Here is a 20,631-nt window from a genome sequence, read left to right as displayed (position 1 = left end):
AATAACGATGTTGTTGGCAATCTTTCTTACTTCTCTTTGCTCTTGCATTGCGCTGAATTACTTCAATCATTAATCCAATGGGTACTTAGTTCCATCAACATAAGAAACAGCTTGTTTACATCATTAGGACCGCTCTCATGTTTAAGCACATTGTAATACTTATCTTTACCATTTTTCTTACCGCTTGCTCTCAACCAGAAGCCAATGAACAACCTACGGCTAATTATGCAACAGCAGATCTTGTCCAACTCGAAGCTACTGACAGTTATCAAATCCCAAGAGCTTACATTGGAAAAATTTCAACAAACCAATTCACGCCACTAAGTTTCGAATACAATGGCACGTTAGATACGTTATATGTCGATGATGGCGATCAGGTTCAAAAAGGCGATATTCTAGCCCAGCTTAATACCCAGCTAGTGAAAATAAAGCTTGATGAATTAAACGCACAATTAGCCCAAAACAATGCTCAAATTAAACTCAATGAAAGTAACTTAACGCGTATTAATGAATTAAAAAAAGAGAATTACGCGTCTGACCAAACCTTTGACGAATTAACTGCACAACAAGCCATTTTGGCGGCGAGCCAAGAACAATTGAAAGCGAATATCGACGCGCTAAACTATCAGATCAATCGCAGTCAACTTATCGCCCCGTTTAACGGAACCGTGTCAAAAAGGAATGTAGCACAAGGTGCTAACATTCAGGCTGGCGCACCGGTTTTTCAACTAATTAAACAAAATGATCACGAAGTAAAAGTTGGTGTATCAAGTGAACTTGCCAGCGGCCTGTCTGTTGGGCAACAGATTGAAGTTGAGATAGGCAAAAAAATTCACGCTGGGCAGATTATTCGCATAGGCCGTCAAATTAACGCTAGCAATCGCACAGTAAATTTACGTATTGCTCTGGATCAAAATGTCCAAGCTTATAACGACCAATTAGCACGAGTATTTATTAACCAAACGATAAAGCAAAGCGGATATTGGGTACCGATGAGTGCACTAACAGATGGTATCCGAGGCCAATGGAATATATTAATCGCTAAACCCGTAGAAAATCACTATCAGTTAGAGCTTACGTCAGTCAAAGTTAACTACACTACACAAAATCGTGCTTTTATTACCGGAATTGATAAAGATAACTCGCTATTTGTCGGTCAAGGTGTTCATAAGTTTGTGCCGCAACAGTTAGTTAAGAAACGTGCTGAATTAATCGCGGAGAACAAGTTATGATTCGCTCGTTCGTTAAAAATGGACGATTGATGAGCTTAGCTATTGCGCTAATTGTAGTAGCGGGGCTTGGTGCTTTATCCACACTACCTAGAACCGAAGATCCTCGAATTACCAACCGCGTCGCAAGTGCTATCACACAGTTTCCGGGCGCTAGTGCAGAGCGAGTTGAGGTATTAGTCACGGAAAAAGTAGAACAAAAATTAAGAAAACTACCCGAAATAAAGCTCATTTCTTCGGTTTCAAGAGCCAATATATCCGTTGTCAAAATACAACTTCACGATGAGGTTGTCGATACAAAGCCGATCTGGTCTCGTGTTCGTGACTTGCTTAATGATGTTCAACCCGAACTACCGCAGGGCGCTCAATCTTCAACGTTAATTGATGATAGAGGCTATGCATACACCCAATTGTTTTCACTCAACTGGCAAGGTAGTGGTGATGTTGATTTAGCTGCACTAGGCAGATACGCCAACGAACTACAAAATCGACTACGTAATATCACTGGTACCGACATCGTCAGTATTTACGGTCGTGGCCAGGAAGAAATTCAAGTTGAAATTGACCATGAATTGACAAGTCAACTCGGTTTAACGAGCGCCCAAGTATCGCAGCGATTACTCGGTGCCGATGCCAAGGTATCAGCGGGTGAGATCGTCAATCCATATACGCAAATGCAAGTGGAACTTGATGGCGCATTTAGCGATGTCGAGAGAATTAGGAATATACCGATTAAACAGGCGGAAAATGGCTCTATTCTTCGCCTAGGTGATATTGCAAGTATTGAAAAGGGCTTGCAGTGGCCTGCCTCAGAAATCGCTTTAGTCAATAATCAACGGGCAGTTATCGTGGGTACGCGAATGTTGCCTAAAGTTCGCATTGATAAATGGTCTGAAAAAGTAGAAAAGGAAGTGGCTATATTCAAACAGCAGCTACCTGCAAATATTTCCTTGGATGTCTTGTTTAATCAAAATACTTACACCAGCGAACGGCTTTCAGACCTGGTCAATAATATCATTGTCGGATTCGTATTAATTACTGCGGTATTGATGGTTACCCTTGGATGGCGTGCTGCAATAATCGTCGCATTTTCCTTGCCATTATCCGTGTTATTTACGCTTGCTGTGATGAATTTTTATGGTTTACCTATCCATCAAATGTCCGTAACAGGGTTAGTCGTTGCGCTTGGGATTATGGTGGATAATGCCATCGTAATGACGGATACCATCCAACAGCGAAGACAGCAAGGTGTTGGTAGACTTGATTCTGTTGGTTATGCTGTGAAACACCTATGGATGCCATTACTTGGCTCAACCATTACGACGATTTTAGCCTTCATGCCTATCGTGTTAATGCCGGGTCCGGCTGGTGAATTTGTCAGTGGAATCGCCTTAAGTGTCATCTTTTCACTCATCGCATCCTATCTCATATCGCATACGATTGTTGCGGGTCTCGCTGGTCGATTTATTCAAAAAGAGCGAAGCGAGAAAGGTGGCTGGCTTCACCATGGTATTAACTTACCCAAGCTCAGTAAGGCCTTTGAAGCCAGTCTACAATTTAGTATCCGAAATACTAAGAAAGTGATGCTAACAGTAATGCTGTTACCAATGTTTGGCTTTTGGGCAGCGGGCACGCTTACAGAGCAATTTTTTCCGCCATCAGACAGAGACATGTTTCAAATAGAGCTCTTTATGCCAGCTAATTCAAGCATATTAGCGACAGAACAGGTAGCACAAGAAATTACGACCTACTTAGATACGATCGACGGCATTAAGCATACGCGATGGGTTGTAGGTAAAAACATGCCGTCGTTCTATTATAATTTGGCCCCTGAAAATGATGGCTCAAAGCACTATGCTCAAGCCATGATCACAACTGACCATTTTGATACCACCAATCGACTGATTCCTATTTTGCAAGAACAATTAGATGAGCGATTTCCACAAGGCCAAATCATTGTTCGTAAACTTGAACAGGGTCCTCCGTTTGCAGCGCCTGTAGAGCTCAGAATTTATGGTCCTAACCTTGATGAACTAAAGCGTATTGGCGATAACGTACGCCAAGTGATGAGCACTGTTGATAACGTCATACATACACGTACCTCGTTGCAAGCCGGTGCCCCTAAAGTTTGGCTGAATGCCGATGAAGCACAAGTTATGCTTTCAGGGTTAACATTGGTTGAAGTAGCTAACCAATTAAGTAATACCTTAAACGGTAAGGTAAATGGTAGTCTAATTGAAGTCACAGAATCCATACCGGTTAGAGTTAGCTTAGATGACCAATCTAGGAATACAATTAGCCAATTACATGATATTCAACTAGTTAGCCAACACTCTGAGTTGCCAATACCGTTAAGCGCGTTATCAAGTATGAATATCTCGCCAACACGTGGTGCAATTCCTCACAGAGAAGGTGTACGAGTTAACACGATTGCCGGATATATCACTGCCGGCGTGCTTCCTTCGCAAGTGTTAAACGACATATTAGCTGCTATGGAGGAAGCTCAATTTCAAGTGCCTAATGGCTATCATATCGAAATCGGTGGAGAATCTGCCGAACGTGATTCTACCGTTGGTCAATTAATGGCAAGTGTTGGCCTTATCATGACCCTTCTATTCACCGTTGTGGTATTGTCGTTTAACTCATTTAGAATAAGCGCGATTATTTTGCTTGCTGCATTTCAGTCAATTGGTTTGGGACTATTTAGCGTCTTTATTTTTGATTACCCATTTGGCTTTACAGTAATCATTGGCCTACTCGGTCTAATGGGTCTTGCGATTAACGCAGCCATAGTCATTATTGCTGAACTTAAATCCAATGAAGCGGCGATCGCTGGTGATGAATCGGCAATAGTTGAAAGCGTACAAAGCTGTGCTCGCCATATAAGCTCAACGACAATTACCACGGTGGGCGGCTTTCTACCACTCATTCTTGCTGGAGGTGGGTTTTGGCCTCCATTCGCAATTGCTATTGCAGGAGGAACAGTTCTGACAACGATTCTCTCTTTTTACTTCGTACCGACATGCTTTGCTTGGCTGAATAAGAAGAAGCCGTTTGAACTGGCTGGACAAACAGCATAAACAAAAACGGGGTTACGCATAAGCGTAACCCCGTTTTATTAATTCTGTAATTTTTATTAATCGTGAATATCAAACCCTTGTTTGATTTTTTCAATGCGCTCTTGATGTTTATGGTGCGCTTTCAATGCTGCAACCGCAAAACCACCGATAATAGCAACTAATGGGATAAGTAAAGCTAACGTTGCTGGATTAAGTAATTCGTAAATCCAAGCCATAAAAACACTCCTTTATTTTATGGTTCTTTTTAGAAAGTAGTTAAATTTCGTCCTCGAAAATTTAGCCAATTGGCCGACAACTATTCTTCGAAGTAGGTTCCCCATCCATCATAATCAATTTTACATTTTTTTGCCAACTCATACATGGCTTTAACTTCATCATTAATTATTTCGGCTTCTAGTGCTTGTTCAGTGACAATATCAAAAGCAAACACTTTTGTTCCGTCTTCTAGTTCAGCCTCTTCTGGCTCTTCGACTTCCAAGCCCATTTTAAACGCAGTAACAGCCGCTTGTTCTAGCGCATTAAAGTCTTCACTAGAAAAATGGTGCTCAATAGTATGATGAACTTCTTCGTTAGTGCCATCTTCAACTAACTCCTTGATTAACGTATCCGTGTAATCAAATAGTTCCTGTAATTCTTGGTCAATCATAGCTAACCCTATTTACCTTGATATGTTGGATAGTGAGAACCAGCTTCAATGCTAATTTCTTCGAGTTTATTCGCCATATTTTCGCGTACTTGATTCGCTAATGCACGAATTTCCTCTTTAGTTTCAGCAAGCACTTTTAAAGGCGGTAAAAATTCAATAATAATTTTGCCATTATTCCAACGATTTAATTTAATCGAGCCATGTTGGTTCGAACTGCAAATTGGAACCACAGGAACGTCCGCGAGTGCAGCGGTTCTAAATGCCCCTGTTTTAAATGGCATTAAGCCACGCCCATAACTTCTCGTTCCCTCAGGAAATAACCAAACAGATAAGCCTTTTTCCTGAATTTTGTCTGCCGTTAATGCGATTGTCCCCATCGCTTTTGATGTGTTTTTTCTGTCGATCAAAATATTACCTGTTAGCCAGTACATTTGACCGAAAAAAGGAATCCACTTTAAGCTTTGCTTACCGACACTCACTGTACCAGGTTGCACCGCATTACTAACGGTAAATAAATCGTAATTGTTTTGGTGATTAGCAATATAAACCACTGAGCCTAGCTTTTTTACTTCGTCAGGAATACGAATTTCGATTTGCAAGCCAAGTAATTTGTGAATACTTCCCATCATGCCAGCGGCAAAGTGAACATTATTTCTGTGAAACGGTTTAAACAAACAGCTAATGATTGAGATTATTGAAATCCCACCTATTGCCAGGGCAATTAATATAATTCGGATTACTGCTAGCACACCAAATTCCTTGAAGGAGAAAAGGCGCAATTATACACAGAAAACATCTGTACGCTAAGTACTGACGTACACCTACCTATTATTTTTTCTTGACGAGTTGTTGTCGAGCTCGCTAAGTCGCTGATATTTACTATAGTTTAGGTAGTGTTTATTAACGAAAGTGATGTGAAATGGAAAACCATATTGTTGAATTCCGCTTTTTAGCTGAGCCTACAGATGTAAACTTTGGTGGCAAAGTTCATGGCGGCATTGTAATGAAGTGGATTGATCAAGCCTCCTATGCCTGTGCGGCTCAATGGAGTAAGCGTTATTGTGTGACGGTATCTGCAAACGCAATCCGGTTTATTCGTCCTGTGTTAGTCGGTCAATTAATCAGTGTTGAAGCGCGCATCGTACATACGGGTAAATCCAGTATGCACATTTATGTTGTTGTTCGCGCAAGTGATCCTCGCGGCGATAAACCCTCAGTAACGAATCGTTGTTTTATCTCTTTTATGGCGGTTGATGAAGCTGGCTTCCCAGTAAAAGTGCCCACGTTTGAACCCGTAGCCGACGAAGATAAAAAATTAGAAGAAGTTGCCAAGCATGCAAAAGACTTTGCGAAACAACTTGATGATGATTTTGAACAGTCGCTAGGCTGGAAGTAACATTTTTTGCATAAAAAAAGGTAGCAATAGCTACCTTTTTGTCGATATGGTTTCGGGTTACTTGATAACCTTTAACGTTGGGCGTCCCGACTTTTTATCTGCGTTAGGCTTGTCGCCTTCTTCAAGTTTAGAATTAGTCGAGCTCGCATCTTCGAGCTTTACGCTTGGCTCATCTTCAGTAACTTCCTCTTCAGGTAGTTCTTCATGCTCGATAGGAAAAGAGCTACCAGCACCATTTTCTTTTGCGTAAATAGCACCTACAGAGCCAAATGGGATGGTAATATACTCTATCTTCCCACTAAACCGTGCGGTCAGCTCGATAGCTTTCTCGCCAAAAGAAATTGCGCCAACGGCACCACCAGAAATGTTTAAGACGATTTGATTATCTTGAACAAATTGCCATGGCACCTGAACACCAGAGACGGTCGTATCAACGACGACATAGGGTGTTAATTGGTTATCAGAAATCCAGTCATAGAAAGCCTTAATTAAATAAGGCTTACTTGACGTCATTTCACCTGACATTAAGCAGGGTTACCAAAACGTAATTCACGCTCAGCTTCTGTTAATGAAGCTTGGAAAGATTCACGTTCAAAGAGTTTAAGCATGTAAGATTTAAGTTCTTTTGAGCCTTGGCCTGTTAGCTCGATACCAAATGCTGGTAAACGCCATAATAAAGGCGCAAGATAACAATCAACCAAGCTGAACTCTTCACTCATAAAGTAAGGCGCTTCATTTAAGATAGGCGCTACACTTAATAAGCTTTCTTTCAATTCTTGGCGAGCTTTATCTGCATCTGCACCATTAGCAATAATTGTTTTTGCTAAGCTGTACCAATCATTTTCAATGCGGTGCATCATTAAACGTGAACGACCACGAGATACAGGGTAAACCGGCATCAATGGTGGGTGAGGAAAACGCTCATCTAAGTATTCAATAATAATACTAGCTTCATAGAGTGCTAATTCACGATCGATTAATGTAGGCACGGTTCCGTATGGGTTTAAATCGATTAAATCTTCAGGTAAGTTTGTTGGTTCAACTAAATGAATATCAACACCTACACCCTTCTCTGCTAAAACGATACGAGTTTGATGACTGTACATATCATCGGCATGAGAATATAACGTCATTACAGAGCGTTTGTTTGCTGCTACGGCCATGATGCCTCCAAGTAGGATAAAAAAGGAATCAACGAAAGTTGATAATGGCGCTAATGATAACCGATTTTAGTGCAAACTTAAAACAGGTCATACCAGTTAAATATTCATTTGGCCATCAATAAAAAAAAACGGCACCAATAGGTGCCGTTTTTCATCAGTAATAATTATTTACTAGTCGAGAATAGGCGATCCCTTTGTCCATGGACCACCAGCATCAACAACCGCTTTTTGTAAAGCAGGAACTGTCGTTCCACTTAACGTTTTAAGACGTTTGTGCATAGCTTCAAACTCTTCCAACGCAATAGCTAGCTGTTCTTTATGTTGCTGAGTTGGACCATATGATGACCAAAGTGCAGAACTTGCATAACCGAGCCTGCTTGCAACATTAGCAGGTTTAGCCGTCATTCTGTTTTGCGACTCCATACCGTACAAGCCAAGGTTAATTGCATTTAGCTCTTGGGTAGCACTTTCTAACTTAGCTTCTAATGACGTCACATCATTTGGCGTTCTATCAATTGCAACACGTAAAACATCTAGCGTCTTTTCAACGTCTTTCAGCACAGCCATCGCCGCTGAAGATTTACGTTGGGTTGACGTAATCTGTTGATTAAATGCATCAATTTCGCCTTGTTCAGGGCCTGCTAACGCATTTTGGTAAATCGCTTCTAACGTGAACTCCACAGGTGTTGTAAGTTGAGTCACTTCACCGTTAACACGTTTATATAAGGCAGCAGAGTAAACACCAGGAGGTGCCATCAAGCCACCACGACTTGAACCTTTAGCATCTGTAACCGCGCGATTAGCAGCATATGTCATATCCCAAGTAACACGATGGATACCTTTTGATGCTTTAGCTTTAACACGATTGATAAATTCACCATTCGCATTACGCACTTCAATGTAAACTGCAGGCTTAGTCTCTTGAAGTTCAGCTTCAACAACTTCCCATTCAGGATACTTAGGGTACTTTTTATCTTTGATCAGTTTCTTTTCTGCTTTCTGACGTTTTTGTTTAGCTGTCATTAAGCTTTCTTTCAAGAAATAAGTTAACGTTGCGCCGTGAGCAGGGTTTTTCGCAGAATAACGGTCATCACCATCAGTTCTCGCATGGTTACGGCTTAACTTGAACCATTTAACAGGACGACTCGGTGGAATAAGCAATGCATCTTTTTTCATTGCATCTTCAGTAAGTTCACGTAATGGTGCATAGTCATCTAAGATGTATATACCACGACCAAAAGTACCTGCAACTAGGTCATTTTCACGACGTTGAATTTTAACATCTCGCGTTGAAATCGTCGGTATACCACCATTTAATTCCAACCACTCCTCACCGCCATCAACAGTGAAGAAAATGCCAAACTCCGTACCTAAGAACATTAAGTCTTTATTTACGTGATCTTGGACTATGCGCCAAACTAAATGCTTCTCGGGTAAGCTTTCCGCTAACGACGTCCACTTTTTACCTAAGTTTGTTGATTTAATTAAGTAAGGTTTGTAATCACCTTCTTTGTGGTTATCCAACGCAACATAAACAGTTTCACGATCGAATAAATCGGCACGAATATCATTAACATAAGCAGATGCAGGTACGCCTTTTACCTTACCTAAATCAATTTTCTTCCAGTTCTTTCCGCCGTCAGTTGTCACCTGAATTAAACCGTCATCGGTACCAACCCATAAAACGTTTTCATCTACAGGGCTTTCTGAAAAGTTAGCAATCGTGTGGAACTGGGACATAGCATATAAATCCCATCCCGCTTCTACTGACCAAGTACGCCCCATCATTGGCATATGCAAGCGATTGCCATTCTTAGTTAAGTCACCAGAGATAGGTGTCCAACTATCGCCTCGATTATCTGAGCGCCAAACGCGTTGAGACGCAAAATATATACGCTTTGGATCATGTGCGGATACATTAATCGGTGCATCCCAGTTAAAGCGCTCGCCAGGATCACCCTTGCCTGGTTGAGGTTTAATGTAAACGTTCTCACCAGTTATTCTGTCATGGCGCGTTAAGTTACCTTGTTGCCATTGCGAATAAACAATATCAGGGTTGCCAGGTTCTGTTGCCGGCTGGTGACCGTCACCACCTAGGGTTAGGAACCAATCTTTATTCTTAATCCCTTCTTGACGATTAGTACGAGATGGGCCGCCTTGCGTCGAGTTATCCTGTGCACCAGCGAAGACATTGTAGAATGGCTTGGCATCATCAGGAGCGACTTTATAAAATTGTGTTAGTGGTAGGTTCGCAATAAAACGCCAGTTTTCCATGCGGTCATGCGACATGTAAATACCACCATCCGAGCCAATCAATACGAAATCAGGATCTGTTGGGTGGAATGCCATTGCATGGTCATCAACGTGTTTGCGTCTAGTGCTAATTGGCGTCCAAGTTTTACCGCCGTCATCAGATACTTTACTGTAGTTACTTGCAATATAAACGCGATCAAACTGATGCTTATCAGCAAAAATCTCTTGGTAGTAATGAGGGCCCGTACCACCACCTACCTCGTCAGACATTTTTTTCCAACTTTGACCGAGGTTTTCAGAACGGTAGAAACCACCTTTACGATTGTCCGTTTCAATTGTTGCATAAAGGACGTCAGGATTAGTTGGCGAAATTGCCATACCAATTTTACCCATATTACCTGCAGGTAAGCCTGTCTTTAATTCAGTCCAAGTTTCACCACCATCATCTGATGTATGAATACCTGCGCCTTTATTTGTTCCAACATAGTTGGCGATGGTTCGTTGACGTGACCATGTTGCCGCATAAAGTTTATCTGGATTACGAGGATCGATAAGTAATGATGTAACACCCGTCCATTCATCAGCCGGAGTAAGCACTAGCTTCCAAGACTCACCACCGTCGGTCGTTTTGTATAAGCCTCGTTCACCGCCACTTGACCAAAGCGGACCTTGAGCTGACACCCAAACGATATCAGAGTTTGTCGGATGAATGATAATATCAGAGATATGCTCGGTGCTTTTTAGCCCCATGTTTTTCCAGGTTTTACCGCCATCTAACGATTTATAAACACCATCACCAAAACTAATGTGACGACCACCATTGTTCTCACCTGTGCCCACCCAAATAATGTTAGAGTTGCTAGGGTCAATCGTTACATCACCAATAGAGTAAACATCTTGTTTATCAAAAATAGGTGTCCAAGTTGTACCTGCATTGACAGTTTTCCATACACCGCCAGAACCTACTGCAGTATACCAAGTAGAAGGATTATTTTGATCAACAGCTATATCTGCAATACGGCCTGACATATATGCCGGTCCGATGTTACGAAGTTCCATTGCATTAAATGTACTGCTATTGAAAAGCGAATCATCCTTTGATTTCGCTGCAAGTACGTCTGCACTTGAAATCAAAAGTGCTACGCTAATAGCGGTCTTTAGAAAAGTTTTCATGTATTCACCGATCTCTCGTTGTTATTGTGAGTATTTCCATTATCGAATACTACAATAAACAGGTATTTATATAAGCTCAAGAAAAGTGAGATAAAGTAACAAAAAACTAGGTTAATTAGTGTTCTTTGTTTTACTAAAAATTGAAATAAAAAAGGCAACCTACTGGTTGCCTTTTATCTTTTCAGTTAAGACTGAATTAGTGAACGTCTTTCCAGTATTCTTTCTTCAAGAAGTATGAAAGCACGAAGAATACAAGTAAGAATCCGATGACCCAGTAACCTAAAGACTTACGCTCTAGTTTATTAGGCTCTGAAACATATTCTAAGAAGTTAGTTAAATCACGAACAAAAGCGTCATATTCAGCTTCAGTCATGCTACCACCAACTGCTGGAGTCAGATTACCGTTCTCATCTAAAGTACGAGTACCTTGTAGGTTTTGTAAAACGTGTGGCATACCAACGTCTTTGAATACTGTGTTGTTCACGCCAAATGGACGAGCTTCATCCACGTAGAATGAACGTAAGTATGTGTATACCCAATCAGGACTTCTAAAACGTGTTTCTAACGTTAAGTCAGGTGGCGCAGCACCAAACCAAGCAGCCGCTTCTTTAGCTGGCATTGTGTTTGTAATGTGGTCACCAACTTTCTCACCTGTAGGCATCCAATTCGCTTTACCCTCTTTATCGCTAATACCTAAATCAGCGAATGTACGGTTGTAGCGTTGGTATTGCAATTGGTGACATGCTAAACAGTAATTGATGTAAGCACGGAAACCACGTTTCAAAGATTCTTTATCCGCTAAGTCATTACCTGCTGGATCAACTGGTACTTTAGGGCCAGCTGCGAAAGCTAACGCCGGTACTAAAGTCACTAATAATACTAATAAAATCTTTTTCATTATTTAGTCATCCTTTCTGGTACAGGCTTAGTTTTTTCGTTCTTAGAGTAGAACCAGAGTGAAATGAAGAAGCCAAAGTAACCTAAGCTCGCAATACGACCGATTAAGTTAGCAAGGTCTGATGCAGCCATCGTACCTAAAATACCTAACACGATGAATGAAATCGCGAATTGAATGATATTAAATAGGTGTAACTTGCTACGGTAACGGAATGATTTAACCGTTGAACGGTCGAACCACGGCAGTGCAAATAGCATTGCAATCGCAGCAAACATCGTAATCGTACCTAATAACTTATCAGGTACTACACGTAAGATCGTGTAGAACGGACCGAAGTACCATACAGGAACAATGTTCTCTGGTGTTTTCAAACCATTAGCAGGCTCAAAGTTTGGCGCTTCAATAAAGTAACCGCCACCTTCTGGATAGAAGAACATAACCCAACAGAATAAGATTAAGAAACCCGCTACGCCCATAATATCTTTAACAGAGTAGTATGGGTGGAATGGAATCGCATCAACGATATCGTACTTGTCTGTGTAATGTTTGTGGAATTCAAACTTAGACTTATCTTCTTCTTTAACACTGCCTTTTGGCTTCTTAATGTCAGTACCTTCAGGGTTATTAGAACCTACTTCATGTAACGCTAAGATGTGTAAGAATACAAGAACAACTAATACCAATGGTAATGCAACAACGTGTAACGCGAAGAAACGGTTAAGCGTTGCACCAGAGATAACGTAGTCACCTTTAATCCAAGTCGCTAATTCTTCACCAACTACTGGTACGGCACTAAAGAGTGAAATGATTACCTGTGCACCCCAGTAACTCATGTTACCCCATGGTAATAAGTAACCCATGAACGCTTCAGCCATTAATACTAAGAAGATTAACATACCGAAGATCCATAATAATTCACGTGGCTTTTGGTAAGAACCGTAAATCAAACCGCGGAACATGTGGAGGTATACAACAACGAAGAATGCAGAAGCACCAGTAGAGTGCATGTAACGTAATAACCAACCGTAATCTACGTCACGCATAATGTATTCGATTGAAGCGAATGCACCATCACCAGATGGTTCATAGTTCATCGTCAACCAAATACCTGTTAGGATTTGGTTAACTAATACTAGCATCGCTAATGAGCCAAAGAAGTACCAAAAGTTAAAGTTCTTTGGTGCAGGGTATTGACCTACGTGCTTATTCCACGCGTCAGTTACCGGAAGACGCTTGTCGATCCAAGCCATGAAATTTTCAAACATTACGCTTCTCCTTGGCCTACACCGATTAGCAATACGCCATCAGATGGGAAAGAATGCTCTGGTACCGCTAAGTTCGTTGGTGCTGGTACGCCAGAGAAAACGCGACCTGCCATATCAAACTTAGAACCGTGACATGGACAGAAGAAACCATCAGAAACACCTTCAACGATTTCTTCAAAGTCACCTTTACGGTAAGTTGGAGCACAACCTAAGTGAGTACATACGCCAAGGGCAACCATGATCTCAGGTTTAATTGAGCGATGCTGGTTTGCAGCATATTCAGGTTGTTGCGGCTCTTCTGAGTTAGGGTCACGTAATTGATCTTCGTGCTTACCTAAATCAGCGATCGCTTTTTCAGTACGGCGTACTACGTAAACTGGCTTACCACGCCATTCGGCGCGTACCAGCTGGCCAGGCTCCAGCTTGCTTACATTGACTTCAACCGGCGCACCCGCAGCTTTCGCGCGAGCACTCGGGTTCCAAGACCCAATGAAAGGCACAGCCACACCGACAACACCTACACCACCAACTACCGAAGTAGCAGCAGTTAAAAAGCGTCGACGGCCGTTATTCACAGGCGTATTGCTCATTCAACTTCTCCAAATGTGTTTTTACTCCAAACGTTTCGATTTTTATCATTTTAAATGGCAATCCAAGCCTCGAAAGTCGTGAGTAATCTAACGATAAAAAAATTTTTTTGATCATAATGAAAACCCCCTATTTTTACAAGGTAATTCAAGATATTTCGATAATATAAATATAAATATTTTTACGAACTTAAGTAACTACGATACAGATGTAATAAGCAGGTTAATTTGCAATGAGTTTTAGGCATAAAAAACAAACAACACTAGCGAGTTCAAAAGAAAGTGATATGAAAATAACTTAGCTTAACAACCGGTATGCCTACCAAAGTCGCTGAAGTGATTAGAGAAAAGGAATTTGAGGTATAAAAAAAGCCGGCATAAGCCAGCTTTTTTGCATAAACGAAAAATATATTAACGTTTTGAGAATTGTGGACGTTTACGTGCTTTATGTAAACCAACTTTCTTACGTTCAACCTTACGAGCATCACGTGTAACGAAGCCAGCTTTACGTAAATCAGAACGTAAAGACTCGTCAAATTGCATTAGGGCACGAGTAATACCGTGACGGATTGCACCAGCTTGACCAGAAATACCACCACCAACTACAGTGATGTTGAAGTCAAACTTCTCTAACATATCAACTAATTCTAATGGCTGACGAACAACCATGCGAGCCGTTTCACGACCGAAGTAAGTAGAGATGTCACGTTTGTTAATTGTGATTGTACCGTTACCAGCTTTCATGAACACACGAGCAGTTGAGCTCTTGCGACGACCAGTACCGTAATATTGATTATCAGCCATTGCTTATAGCTCCAAAAGTTGTGGTTGTTGTGCAGCATGCTTGTGCTCTGGGCCAGCATACACTTTTAGCTTACGGTACATGTCACGACCTAAAGGACCTTTAGGTAACATGCCTTTAACAGCGAATTCGATAGCACGCTCAGGCGCTTTCTCGATAAGCTTTTCAAAGCTGATTTGCTTTAAACCGCCAGGGAACTCAGTGTGCGAGTAGTAAATTTTACCTTTCGCTTTGTTACCTGTAACACGAACTTTCTCAGCGTTGATAACTACGATGTAGTCACCAGTGTCTGCGTGTGGTGTGTATTCTGGCTTGTGCTTACCGCGTAAACGTAAAGCGATTTCAGTGGCGATACGACCTAAAGTTTTATCTTCAGCGTCCACCAAAAACCATTCGCGTTGTACGCTCTCTGGTTTTGCTACAAAAGTTTTCATTAAAAAAACCCATTATTAAAAAAGTTACTAAAATGATAATTTTCAATAAATTATCGATTCAAAATGGTTACGCCATTACCCCTTCGAGTATCGAACCATGTCGTTTATTCCGGGAAAGAATAAACATTTGTAACGTTAGGGAGCGCAGGATTATAGAGAAGTTTGCCCAAAAGATCACCTATTTTTTGCTGTTTTTACTAAAAAAATAGCGAAAAAATAGGTGTTTTTCGCATTGGTAAGAAAATTTGGCGATAGTTAGCCAGAAGATCGTTCCAAACACCTGTTCAACAGGTTATGGTAAATGCTCGGCCGCAAGATAATCGTGCGATTGCATTTCTTGTAAACGACTCAAGCAACGCTTGAATTCAAAGTTTAAATTACCCTCGGTGTAGAGGGATTCCATCGGCGTTTGAGCAGAGATAATTAACTTAACTTTTCGTTCATAAAATTCGTCAACTAGCGCGATAAAACGTCTAGCCGCATCATCATTGTTCGCGCCCATTTGTGTCACATTAGCAAGTAAAACAGTATGATAGATCTTACTTAATTCCATGTAGTCACTTTGGCTACGAGCAGATTCACACAGCGTAGCGAACTCAAAATGAACGACACCATCTGAAACTTCAATTGTTGGCAGTTGACGATGATTAATTTCTATTTCAGCATTTTGCTGACCCACTTCTACCGATAATTGCTTAAAATATTGACGCAGATTCTTATCAGCCTGCTCATCAAGCGGATAATGATAAATTTCAGCCTGCTCTAGTGTTCTTAATCGGTAATCTACGCCACTATCAACATTGACGACCTCAGTGTGTTCATTGATTAACTTAATCGCAGGCAAGAATCGCGCACGCTGTAAACCGTTACGGTATAATTCATCAGGAATAATATTTGACGTTGCCACCAGCGTAACATTTCGAGCAAATAGCTCCTCAAAAAGTGTGCCTAAGATCATTGCATCAGTGATGTCTGAAACAAAAAACTCATCGAAACAAATAATTGAGGTTTCTTCAGCAAACTTCTTAGCGATGATTTTTAATGGGTCAGACTGACCGGCAAGCAACTTTAACTCGTCGTGCACTCGATGCATAAACCGATGAAAGTGAACACGCATTTTATTTTCAAACGGCAAGCAATCGTAAAAGGTATCAACTAAATAGGTTTTTCCTCGGCCGACACCACCCCAAAAATAAAGGCCTTTTACCGGTTTAGGCTCTGGTTTAGCCATCACTTTTTTCCAACGATTTAATACTTTTTTAAAGCCGGTGACCGCAACAGGCTTTATTGTGAGTTCTTCGTATAAGCGCTGTAAGTGATTAACTGCATTTTCTTGTGCAGCATCGTATTGAAAATCGTCTCGTTGTAAATCTTGTTTATACTTTTCTAATGGCGACAGATTAATCATTTGTTGACTCGAACTTATTGAACCCTTGAAAGATGAAAAAAACCAATTAAATCTGCTATATCAGCAGCGATACCAAATCAGTGTTGAGTGGGTAAATCATTTCTTCTATTGGTACTAAAGGCAAGCTATAGTATACCAGTTGAGTTTACGTTAACTTAACTCTTTTTTTGATGATTTTTTCATCTTTTTTCTTTATTACAACAATTTAAGGTAGCGAAGTATGGATGTTGTTTTTGGAATTATTATTTTTATCGTTGGTGCAGCAGTTGGCGCATTCGCGTTCAAAACATTTAGTGCTTCATCAAAAGAGCAAATCAAGCTAACTGAAAAAGTATCAGAAAGCGAAGCCGCTCTCGCTCAATACAAAGAAGACGTTGCTGAGCACTTAGACAATTCAACGCAATTATTATCGCAAATGAATGATGCATGTCAGGCTGCGATGAAACAAATGGAACAGAGCACACAATTGCTTAATCAAACAACAACTGAGAAAGCCGCAGCTATGCCATTTTTCTCACAAGAAACCCATGAGCAATTATCGAGTACGGCTGATCTTAGGCATACTCGTGATCGTAAAGTAGAAGAAAGTTCAACAGAACAACCTTTAGATTATTCAGGTAACCCAAGCGGTTTGTTTGCTGATAAGAAACAAAGTGTTACAAATGGCGAATAGTGTTTTTTGGAACTAACCCCAAGCTAATTAGTCAGTAGATGAGTATCTTACTTAAAAGCGTAACGTACGCACTTTAATGTTTTTATGGAGTTTTATTAAGTATGAAGAAACTTGCTTTATTTATTAGTGCAGCACTCGTAACCAGTTCTTTAACGTTAGCTAGCCCACCAGCGCAAGCTAAACTGCCATTTTCAATTGGCTCTCAAGAGATGCAGAGTCTAGCACCTATGCTAGAAAAAACTACGCCTGCTGTAGTGAGTATTTCGGTAAAAGGCACTCATGAAATACAGCAACGCAATGTACCTGATGCATTTCGCTTCTTTTTTGGCAATCCGAGACAACAGCCTCAAGAGCGTCCATTTCGCGGCTTAGGTTCTGGTGTCATTATCAACGCAGATAAGGGTTACATAGTAACCAATAATCATGTAATTGATGAAGCGGACGAGATCCTTGTCACATTGAAAGATGGTCGACAAATTGAGGCGACAAAGCTTGGTTCAGATAAAGATAGCGACATTGCTTTATTACAAATAGAAGCCAAGAATTTGACCGAAATTGAGCTGGCTGATTCTGACGAATTACGTGTTGGTGACTTCACGGTTGCTATTGGTAGTCCATTCGGTTTAGGCCAAACGGTGACTTCAGGTATTGTCAGTGCATTAGGTCGTAGTGGCTTGAACATTGAAAACTTTGAAGACTTTATTCAAACCGATGCGGCAATTAACAGTGGTAACTCCGGCGGTGCGCTCGTAAACCTGCGAGGCGAATTAATCGGTATAAATACGGCCATTCTCGGACCAAACGGTGGCAATGTTGGTATTGGATTTGCGATTCCGAGTAACATGATGCGCAACTTAGTTAGTCAGATCATCGAATTCGGTGAAGTTCGCCGTGGCGTGTTAGGTGTAACAGGATTAAGTGTTAATGGTGAAATTGCCAAGGCGATGGAACTTGAAACTAATCAAGGTGGTTTTGTTGAGCAAGTAACGAAAGACTCTGCCGCTGAAGAAGCTGGCATAAAAGCGGGTGACGTCATTACCAAAGTGAATGGTAAACGTATCAAGTCATTTAGCGAACTGCGTGGCAAAATTGGTTCAATTGGCGCTGGTAAAGATGTCAAAATCACCGTGATTACCCGTGAAGGTAAAGAGCGTACTTATACCGCGACATTGAAAAAACCTGAAAGCCCTAAATTAGAAGCTGTTCGCTTACATGAAATGTTGGACGGTGCCAATTTAGAAAACCTTGAAGGTGACCAAGGTGTTGTCGTTACTGCAGTTGAAGAAGACACCGCAGCGCAGTATGTGGGGCTGCAACCTGATGACGTAATTATTGGCGTCAACCGAACAAAGATTAAGAACCTTGGTGAATTGCGAGATTATTTCAAAGATCGCAAAGGGTTGTTTGCGTTAAACGTTCGTCGAGGTAATACAACGCTATTCTTGATGCTTCGCTAACTTATTTTTCAAATAATTAGTCAAAAAGCCCGCCTTGTGCGGGCTTTTTAATTAGTACGCGAAGTTAAAAAAACTGTGATAAGCTAATATCATGAGCAGTAAGATGTGATTGTAACAATAATCATAAACTTACTGAGAGTGATACGAACATTATAACAATTAACTAGCTGTCTTATTACATGTCCTATTTTAAATATATTTTCCGTGCGATCAGCTATGGCGTGATGGCGGGTGTTGTCGCGTTAATTCTTTTTCCACAACTTCGTGGCGACGAAGGTACTTTCTTCGATTTATTTGATCCAAAGCACCAAAAACCAGCCCCCCTTTCTTACGCAGAGGCAGTTAAAGTCGCTAGCCCCGCCGTGGTCAACTTGTACTCTCGTGAAATAGTAAACAGCGACCGTTTCAGCCGACAAAATCGTATTAGTACCAAATTAGGCTCTGGCGTTATTATGGACAGCCAAGGCTTTATCATTACAAACTATCATGTCATTAGAAATGCGGCGCAAATCATTGTATTACTTCAAACGGGTGAAATTTATCCTGCGGAGCTGATCGGTTATGATCGCGTGACTGACCTCGCAGTACTGAAAGTCGATGCAATCAACTTACCTGTGATTCCTCAAGATCCAAGCCTAGAGCCTTATGTTGGCGATGTCGTCATGGCAATTGGCAACCCATTAGATTTAGGACAAAGTGTCACGCAAGGTATTATTAGTGCCGTGGGTCGTGGTGGACTAAGTGCAACGAGTCATCTTGAGTTTCTTCAAATGGATGCAGCTATCAATGAAGGTAATTCTGGTGGTGCGTTAATCAACAGTAACGGCGATTTAGTCGGCATCAACTCGCGAAAAGTCAATATAGAAGAGTTGAATATCCAAGGTATATTCTTAGCTGTACCGTATAAGCTTGCGTATAAAGTGATGACGGAAATTATTGAAAATGGTCGTGTAGTACGTGGCTGGTTAGGCGTACAAACCATTGAATATATGGAAAACGTTAAAGGATTTTTAATTGGCGGTGTGGCACAAAATGGTCCTGCGCAACAAGGTGGTTTAAAGCCAGGTGATATTGTATACCAAATCAATGGCATTCCAATTTCTAGTATTCCTCAAGCGCTTGATATTGTCGCCGAGACTCGTCCAGGAACGGTATTGGAGTTTGATGTCTTTAGAGATAACCAACGAATTACGTTACCTGTCACAATAGGTACATTCCCACTCTAAAAAAAGGCAGCGATTCGCTGCCTTTTTTACATTTATACTAACTTTGCTGACCGCGTCTGTGCTTTTTCATCCCGCGCTTCTTTTTGCTCATAAAACGCTCAAATTTATCCTGTTGCTCAGGCGTAAGATTATGCCAAATACGATGATGCAAACTCGCATTATCTACCGCAAGTTGCTGCATTTCGATTGCCGCTTCACTATTCAATGCCAAACTAAACTCGCCGGATTTAGCCAACGTGGCAATTGACGCTGCTTTACTTGCTAACTTAGCGTCGCGCATTTGTGTGCGGTTTTCAGCTAACTGAGCTAATAATGGCTCCACAACTGTTTGCTGTTCATCAGACAACCCAAGTTTTTTTACAAACTTAGCCTGACGTTTCTCTGTCCGTTTGGCAGCTTTGTCTTCGATTTTGGCTAGTCGTGTCTGTTGCAATGTAACATACTTAGCTTGTTGTTCTGGCGTTAACAGCGCCCATACTTGTTGCTTAGTTGACAAGCTATTTTCCATACGAGTGGTTTTTAGCGCATGTAATTCACCAACAATTTTTGCAACCTCTGCCTCATCCCACTTGTCTTGCTTTATCTGTACTTCAAGTGCTTGTTTAAGTGATTTGAATTCAGTCATGTCTTGTTTACCATCAACACGACTTGCCTTAACAATTGCTTTTACATTTTCTTTTTGATTGTCGGTAAGATCTAATTTTTTCAACATCTTATGAGCATTGTGTGCCCTTTTATGGCCAAAATCGCTATGCGCATAAGCGGTAGAAAAAATGGTTGGTATTAAGATCGCTGACAAACTAACTGCGATAACTTTTTTATGCATTGCTTTCATATTGCGCTTCCTATGTCTTTACGTAACTTTCGAATACAAGTTTAACGATTACAATGAAAAGAAACGCAAAGCCAATGTAAAGATTGCGTAAAGGTTAATCAGCCAT

The 20,631-nt window shown here is 41.0% G+C and carries 19 protein-coding genes; 6 read left to right on the top strand and 13 right to left on the bottom strand.

What is annotated here, in order from left to right; all coding sequences use genetic code 11:
- The first annotated feature begins 137 nt into the window (after nucleotides 1-137).
- Both QQK05_RS02625 and QQK05_RS02620 read left to right on the top strand, forming a co-directional pair.
- The gene (locus QQK05_RS02625) at nucleotides 138-1,232 is read left to right on the top strand and encodes an efflux RND transporter periplasmic adaptor subunit (protein ID WP_284295826.1); all 1,095 of its coding nucleotides are present in this window, start codon (nucleotides 138-140) and stop codon (nucleotides 1,230-1,232) included.
- Nucleotides 1,229-4,309: an efflux RND transporter permease subunit gene (locus QQK05_RS02620; protein ID WP_284295825.1), complete on the top strand. Its 3,081-nt coding sequence runs from the start codon at nucleotides 1,229-1,231 to the stop codon at nucleotides 4,307-4,309. Before QQK05_RS02625 ends, QQK05_RS02620 begins: the two co-directional genes overlap by 4 nt.
- A 56-nt stretch (nucleotides 4,310-4,365) precedes the next feature.
- Here QQK05_RS02620 and QQK05_RS02615 read toward each other — a convergent pair whose 3' ends face one another.
- From QQK05_RS02615 to QQK05_RS02605, 3 genes are all read right to left on the bottom strand, one after another.
- The gene (locus tag QQK05_RS02615) at nucleotides 4,366-4,524 is read right to left on the bottom strand and encodes a hypothetical protein (protein ID WP_284295824.1); all 159 of its coding nucleotides are present in this window, start codon (nucleotides 4,522-4,524) and stop codon (nucleotides 4,366-4,368) included.
- 80 nt (nucleotides 4,525-4,604) lie between these two features.
- Nucleotides 4,605-4,955 (bottom strand): ribonuclease E inhibitor RraB, encoded by a 351-nt coding sequence (gene rraB / locus QQK05_RS02610; RefSeq protein ID WP_284295823.1) that lies wholly within the window; start codon nucleotides 4,953-4,955, stop codon nucleotides 4,605-4,607.
- A gap of 8 nt (nucleotides 4,956-4,963) precedes the next feature.
- Nucleotides 4,964-5,704 carry a 1-acylglycerol-3-phosphate O-acyltransferase gene (locus QQK05_RS02605; RefSeq protein WP_284295822.1) on the bottom strand — a complete coding sequence of 247 codons (741 nt, stop codon included), beginning with the start codon at nucleotides 5,702-5,704 and terminating at the stop codon, nucleotides 4,964-4,966.
- A gap of 170 nt (nucleotides 5,705-5,874) precedes the next feature.
- Here QQK05_RS02605 and QQK05_RS02600 point away from each other — a divergent pair, with 170 nt between their 5' ends.
- Nucleotides 5,875-6,351: an acyl-CoA thioesterase gene (locus QQK05_RS02600; protein ID WP_284295821.1), complete on the top strand. Its 477-nt coding sequence runs from the start codon at nucleotides 5,875-5,877 to the stop codon at nucleotides 6,349-6,351.
- Nucleotides 6,352-6,408: 57 nt separating this feature from the next.
- On the opposite strand, the gene QQK05_RS02595 is transcribed toward QQK05_RS02600, so the two are convergent.
- The 9 genes from QQK05_RS02595 to zapE all read right to left on the bottom strand — a co-directional run bounded on the left by QQK05_RS02595 (nucleotide 6,409) and on the right by zapE (nucleotide 16,325).
- Nucleotides 6,409-6,864 (bottom strand): ClpXP protease specificity-enhancing factor, encoded by a 456-nt coding sequence (locus QQK05_RS02595; RefSeq protein ID WP_284295820.1) that lies wholly within the window; start codon nucleotides 6,862-6,864, stop codon nucleotides 6,409-6,411.
- Nucleotides 6,865-6,875: 11 nt separating this feature from the next.
- On the bottom strand, nucleotides 6,876-7,514 hold the full coding sequence (gene sspA, locus QQK05_RS02590; RefSeq protein ID WP_284295819.1) for a stringent starvation protein SspA: 639 nt from the start codon (nucleotides 7,512-7,514) through the stop codon (nucleotides 6,876-6,878).
- Between the two features lie 171 nt (nucleotides 7,515-7,685).
- Nucleotides 7,686-10,940, bottom strand: a complete 3,255-nt coding sequence (locus QQK05_RS02585; protein WP_284295818.1) for a VPS10 domain-containing protein — start codon at nucleotides 10,938-10,940, stop codon at nucleotides 7,686-7,688.
- Nucleotides 10,941-11,136: 196 nt separating this feature from the next.
- Nucleotides 11,137-11,838 (bottom strand): cytochrome c1, encoded by a 702-nt coding sequence (locus QQK05_RS02580; protein ID WP_284295817.1) that lies wholly within the window; start codon nucleotides 11,836-11,838, stop codon nucleotides 11,137-11,139.
- A complete protein-coding gene (locus tag QQK05_RS02575) occupies nucleotides 11,838-13,103 on the bottom strand; it encodes a cytochrome b (protein WP_284295816.1) in 1,266 nt (421 codons plus the stop codon). Before QQK05_RS02575 ends, QQK05_RS02580 begins: the two co-directional genes overlap by 1 nt.
- On the bottom strand, nucleotides 13,103-13,693 hold the full coding sequence (gene petA, locus QQK05_RS02570) for a ubiquinol-cytochrome c reductase iron-sulfur subunit (RefSeq protein ID WP_284295815.1): 591 nt from the start codon (nucleotides 13,691-13,693) through the stop codon (nucleotides 13,103-13,105). The genes QQK05_RS02575 and petA overlap by 1 nt, the downstream gene beginning before the upstream one ends.
- A 408-nt stretch (nucleotides 13,694-14,101) precedes the next feature.
- Nucleotides 14,102-14,494 carry a 30S ribosomal protein S9 gene (rpsI, locus tag QQK05_RS02565; protein WP_284295814.1) on the bottom strand — a complete coding sequence of 131 codons (393 nt, stop codon included), beginning with the start codon at nucleotides 14,492-14,494 and terminating at the stop codon, nucleotides 14,102-14,104.
- A gap of 3 nt (nucleotides 14,495-14,497) precedes the next feature.
- Nucleotides 14,498-14,926 carry a 50S ribosomal protein L13 gene (gene rplM, locus QQK05_RS02560; protein ID WP_284295813.1) on the bottom strand — a complete coding sequence of 143 codons (429 nt, stop codon included), beginning with the start codon at nucleotides 14,924-14,926 and terminating at the stop codon, nucleotides 14,498-14,500.
- A 292-nt stretch (nucleotides 14,927-15,218) separates the two neighbouring features.
- A complete protein-coding gene (zapE, locus tag QQK05_RS02555; protein WP_407704859.1) occupies nucleotides 15,219-16,325 on the bottom strand; it encodes a cell division protein ZapE in 1,107 nt (368 codons plus the stop codon).
- Nucleotides 16,326-16,554: 229 nt separating this feature from the next.
- Here zapE and QQK05_RS02550 point away from each other — a divergent pair, with 229 nt between their 5' ends.
- The 3 genes from QQK05_RS02550 (at nucleotide 16,555) to QQK05_RS02540 (ending at nucleotide 19,690) form a co-directional block, all read left to right on the top strand.
- Entirely contained in the window at nucleotides 16,555-17,007 is a 453-nt protein-coding gene (locus tag QQK05_RS02550) for a YhcB family protein (RefSeq protein WP_284295810.1), read from the top strand.
- Between the two features lie 101 nt (nucleotides 17,008-17,108).
- Nucleotides 17,109-18,464 (top strand): Do family serine endopeptidase, encoded by a 1,356-nt coding sequence (locus QQK05_RS02545; protein ID WP_284295809.1) that lies wholly within the window; start codon nucleotides 17,109-17,111, stop codon nucleotides 18,462-18,464.
- 179 nt (nucleotides 18,465-18,643) lie between these two features.
- Complete coding sequence (locus QQK05_RS02540; RefSeq protein ID WP_284295808.1) at nucleotides 18,644-19,690, top strand: trypsin-like peptidase domain-containing protein; 1,047 nt, start codon at nucleotides 18,644-18,646, stop codon at nucleotides 19,688-19,690.
- A gap of 37 nt (nucleotides 19,691-19,727) precedes the next feature.
- Here the strand turns inward: QQK05_RS02540 and QQK05_RS02535 are convergent, their stop codons facing one another.
- Nucleotides 19,728-20,525, bottom strand: coding sequence for a Spy/CpxP family protein refolding chaperone (locus QQK05_RS02535; protein ID WP_284295807.1), 798 nt, complete (start codon nucleotides 20,523-20,525; stop codon nucleotides 19,728-19,730).
- Nucleotides 20,526-20,631: the final 106 nt, after the last annotated feature.

It is taken from the genome of Thalassotalea loyana (assembly GCF_030161435.1).
GTDB lineage: Bacteria > Pseudomonadota > Gammaproteobacteria > Enterobacterales > Alteromonadaceae > Thalassotalea_G > Thalassotalea_G loyana.
Note: the sequence above shows the minus strand (reverse complement) of the source record. Positions and strands in the feature narration are given on the sequence as shown.

Coding starts and splice junctions, on each gene's coding strand:
- QQK05_RS02625 (WP_284295826.1), top strand. CDS start 138: ATGTTTAAGCACATTGTAATACTTATCTTTACCATTTTTCTTACCGCT.
- QQK05_RS02620 (WP_284295825.1), top strand. CDS start 1,229: ATGATTCGCTCGTTCGTTAAAAATGGACGATTGATGAGCTTAGCTATT.
- QQK05_RS02615 (WP_284295824.1), bottom strand. CDS start 4,524: ATGGCTTGGATTTACGAATTACTTAATCCAGCAACGTTAGCTTTACTT.
- rraB (WP_284295823.1), bottom strand. CDS start 4,955: ATGATTGACCAAGAATTACAGGAACTATTTGATTACACGGATACGTTA.
- QQK05_RS02600 (WP_284295821.1), top strand. CDS start 5,875: ATGGAAAACCATATTGTTGAATTCCGCTTTTTAGCTGAGCCTACAGAT.
- QQK05_RS02595 (WP_284295820.1), bottom strand. CDS start 6,864: ATGACGTCAAGTAAGCCTTATTTAATTAAGGCTTTCTATGACTGGATT.
- sspA (WP_284295819.1), bottom strand. CDS start 7,514: ATGGCCGTAGCAGCAAACAAACGCTCTGTAATGACGTTATATTCTCAT.
- QQK05_RS02585 (WP_284295818.1), bottom strand. CDS start 10,940: ATGAAAACTTTTCTAAAGACCGCTATTAGCGTAGCACTTTTGATTTCA.
- QQK05_RS02580 (WP_284295817.1), bottom strand. CDS start 11,838: ATGAAAAAGATTTTATTAGTATTATTAGTGACTTTAGTACCGGCGTTA.
- QQK05_RS02575 (WP_284295816.1), bottom strand. CDS start 13,103: ATGTTTGAAAATTTCATGGCTTGGATCGACAAGCGTCTTCCGGTAACT.
- petA (WP_284295815.1), bottom strand. CDS start 13,693: ATGAGCAATACGCCTGTGAATAACGGCCGTCGACGCTTTTTAACTGCT.
- rpsI (WP_284295814.1), bottom strand. CDS start 14,494: ATGGCTGATAATCAATATTACGGTACTGGTCGTCGCAAGAGCTCAACT.
- rplM (WP_284295813.1), bottom strand. CDS start 14,926: ATGAAAACTTTTGTAGCAAAACCAGAGAGCGTACAACGCGAATGGTTT.
- QQK05_RS02550 (WP_284295810.1), top strand. CDS start 16,555: ATGGATGTTGTTTTTGGAATTATTATTTTTATCGTTGGTGCAGCAGTT.
- QQK05_RS02545 (WP_284295809.1), top strand. CDS start 17,109: ATGAAGAAACTTGCTTTATTTATTAGTGCAGCACTCGTAACCAGTTCT.
- QQK05_RS02540 (WP_284295808.1), top strand. CDS start 18,644: ATGTCCTATTTTAAATATATTTTCCGTGCGATCAGCTATGGCGTGATG.
- QQK05_RS02535 (WP_284295807.1), bottom strand. CDS start 20,525: ATGAAAGCAATGCATAAAAAAGTTATCGCAGTTAGTTTGTCAGCGATC.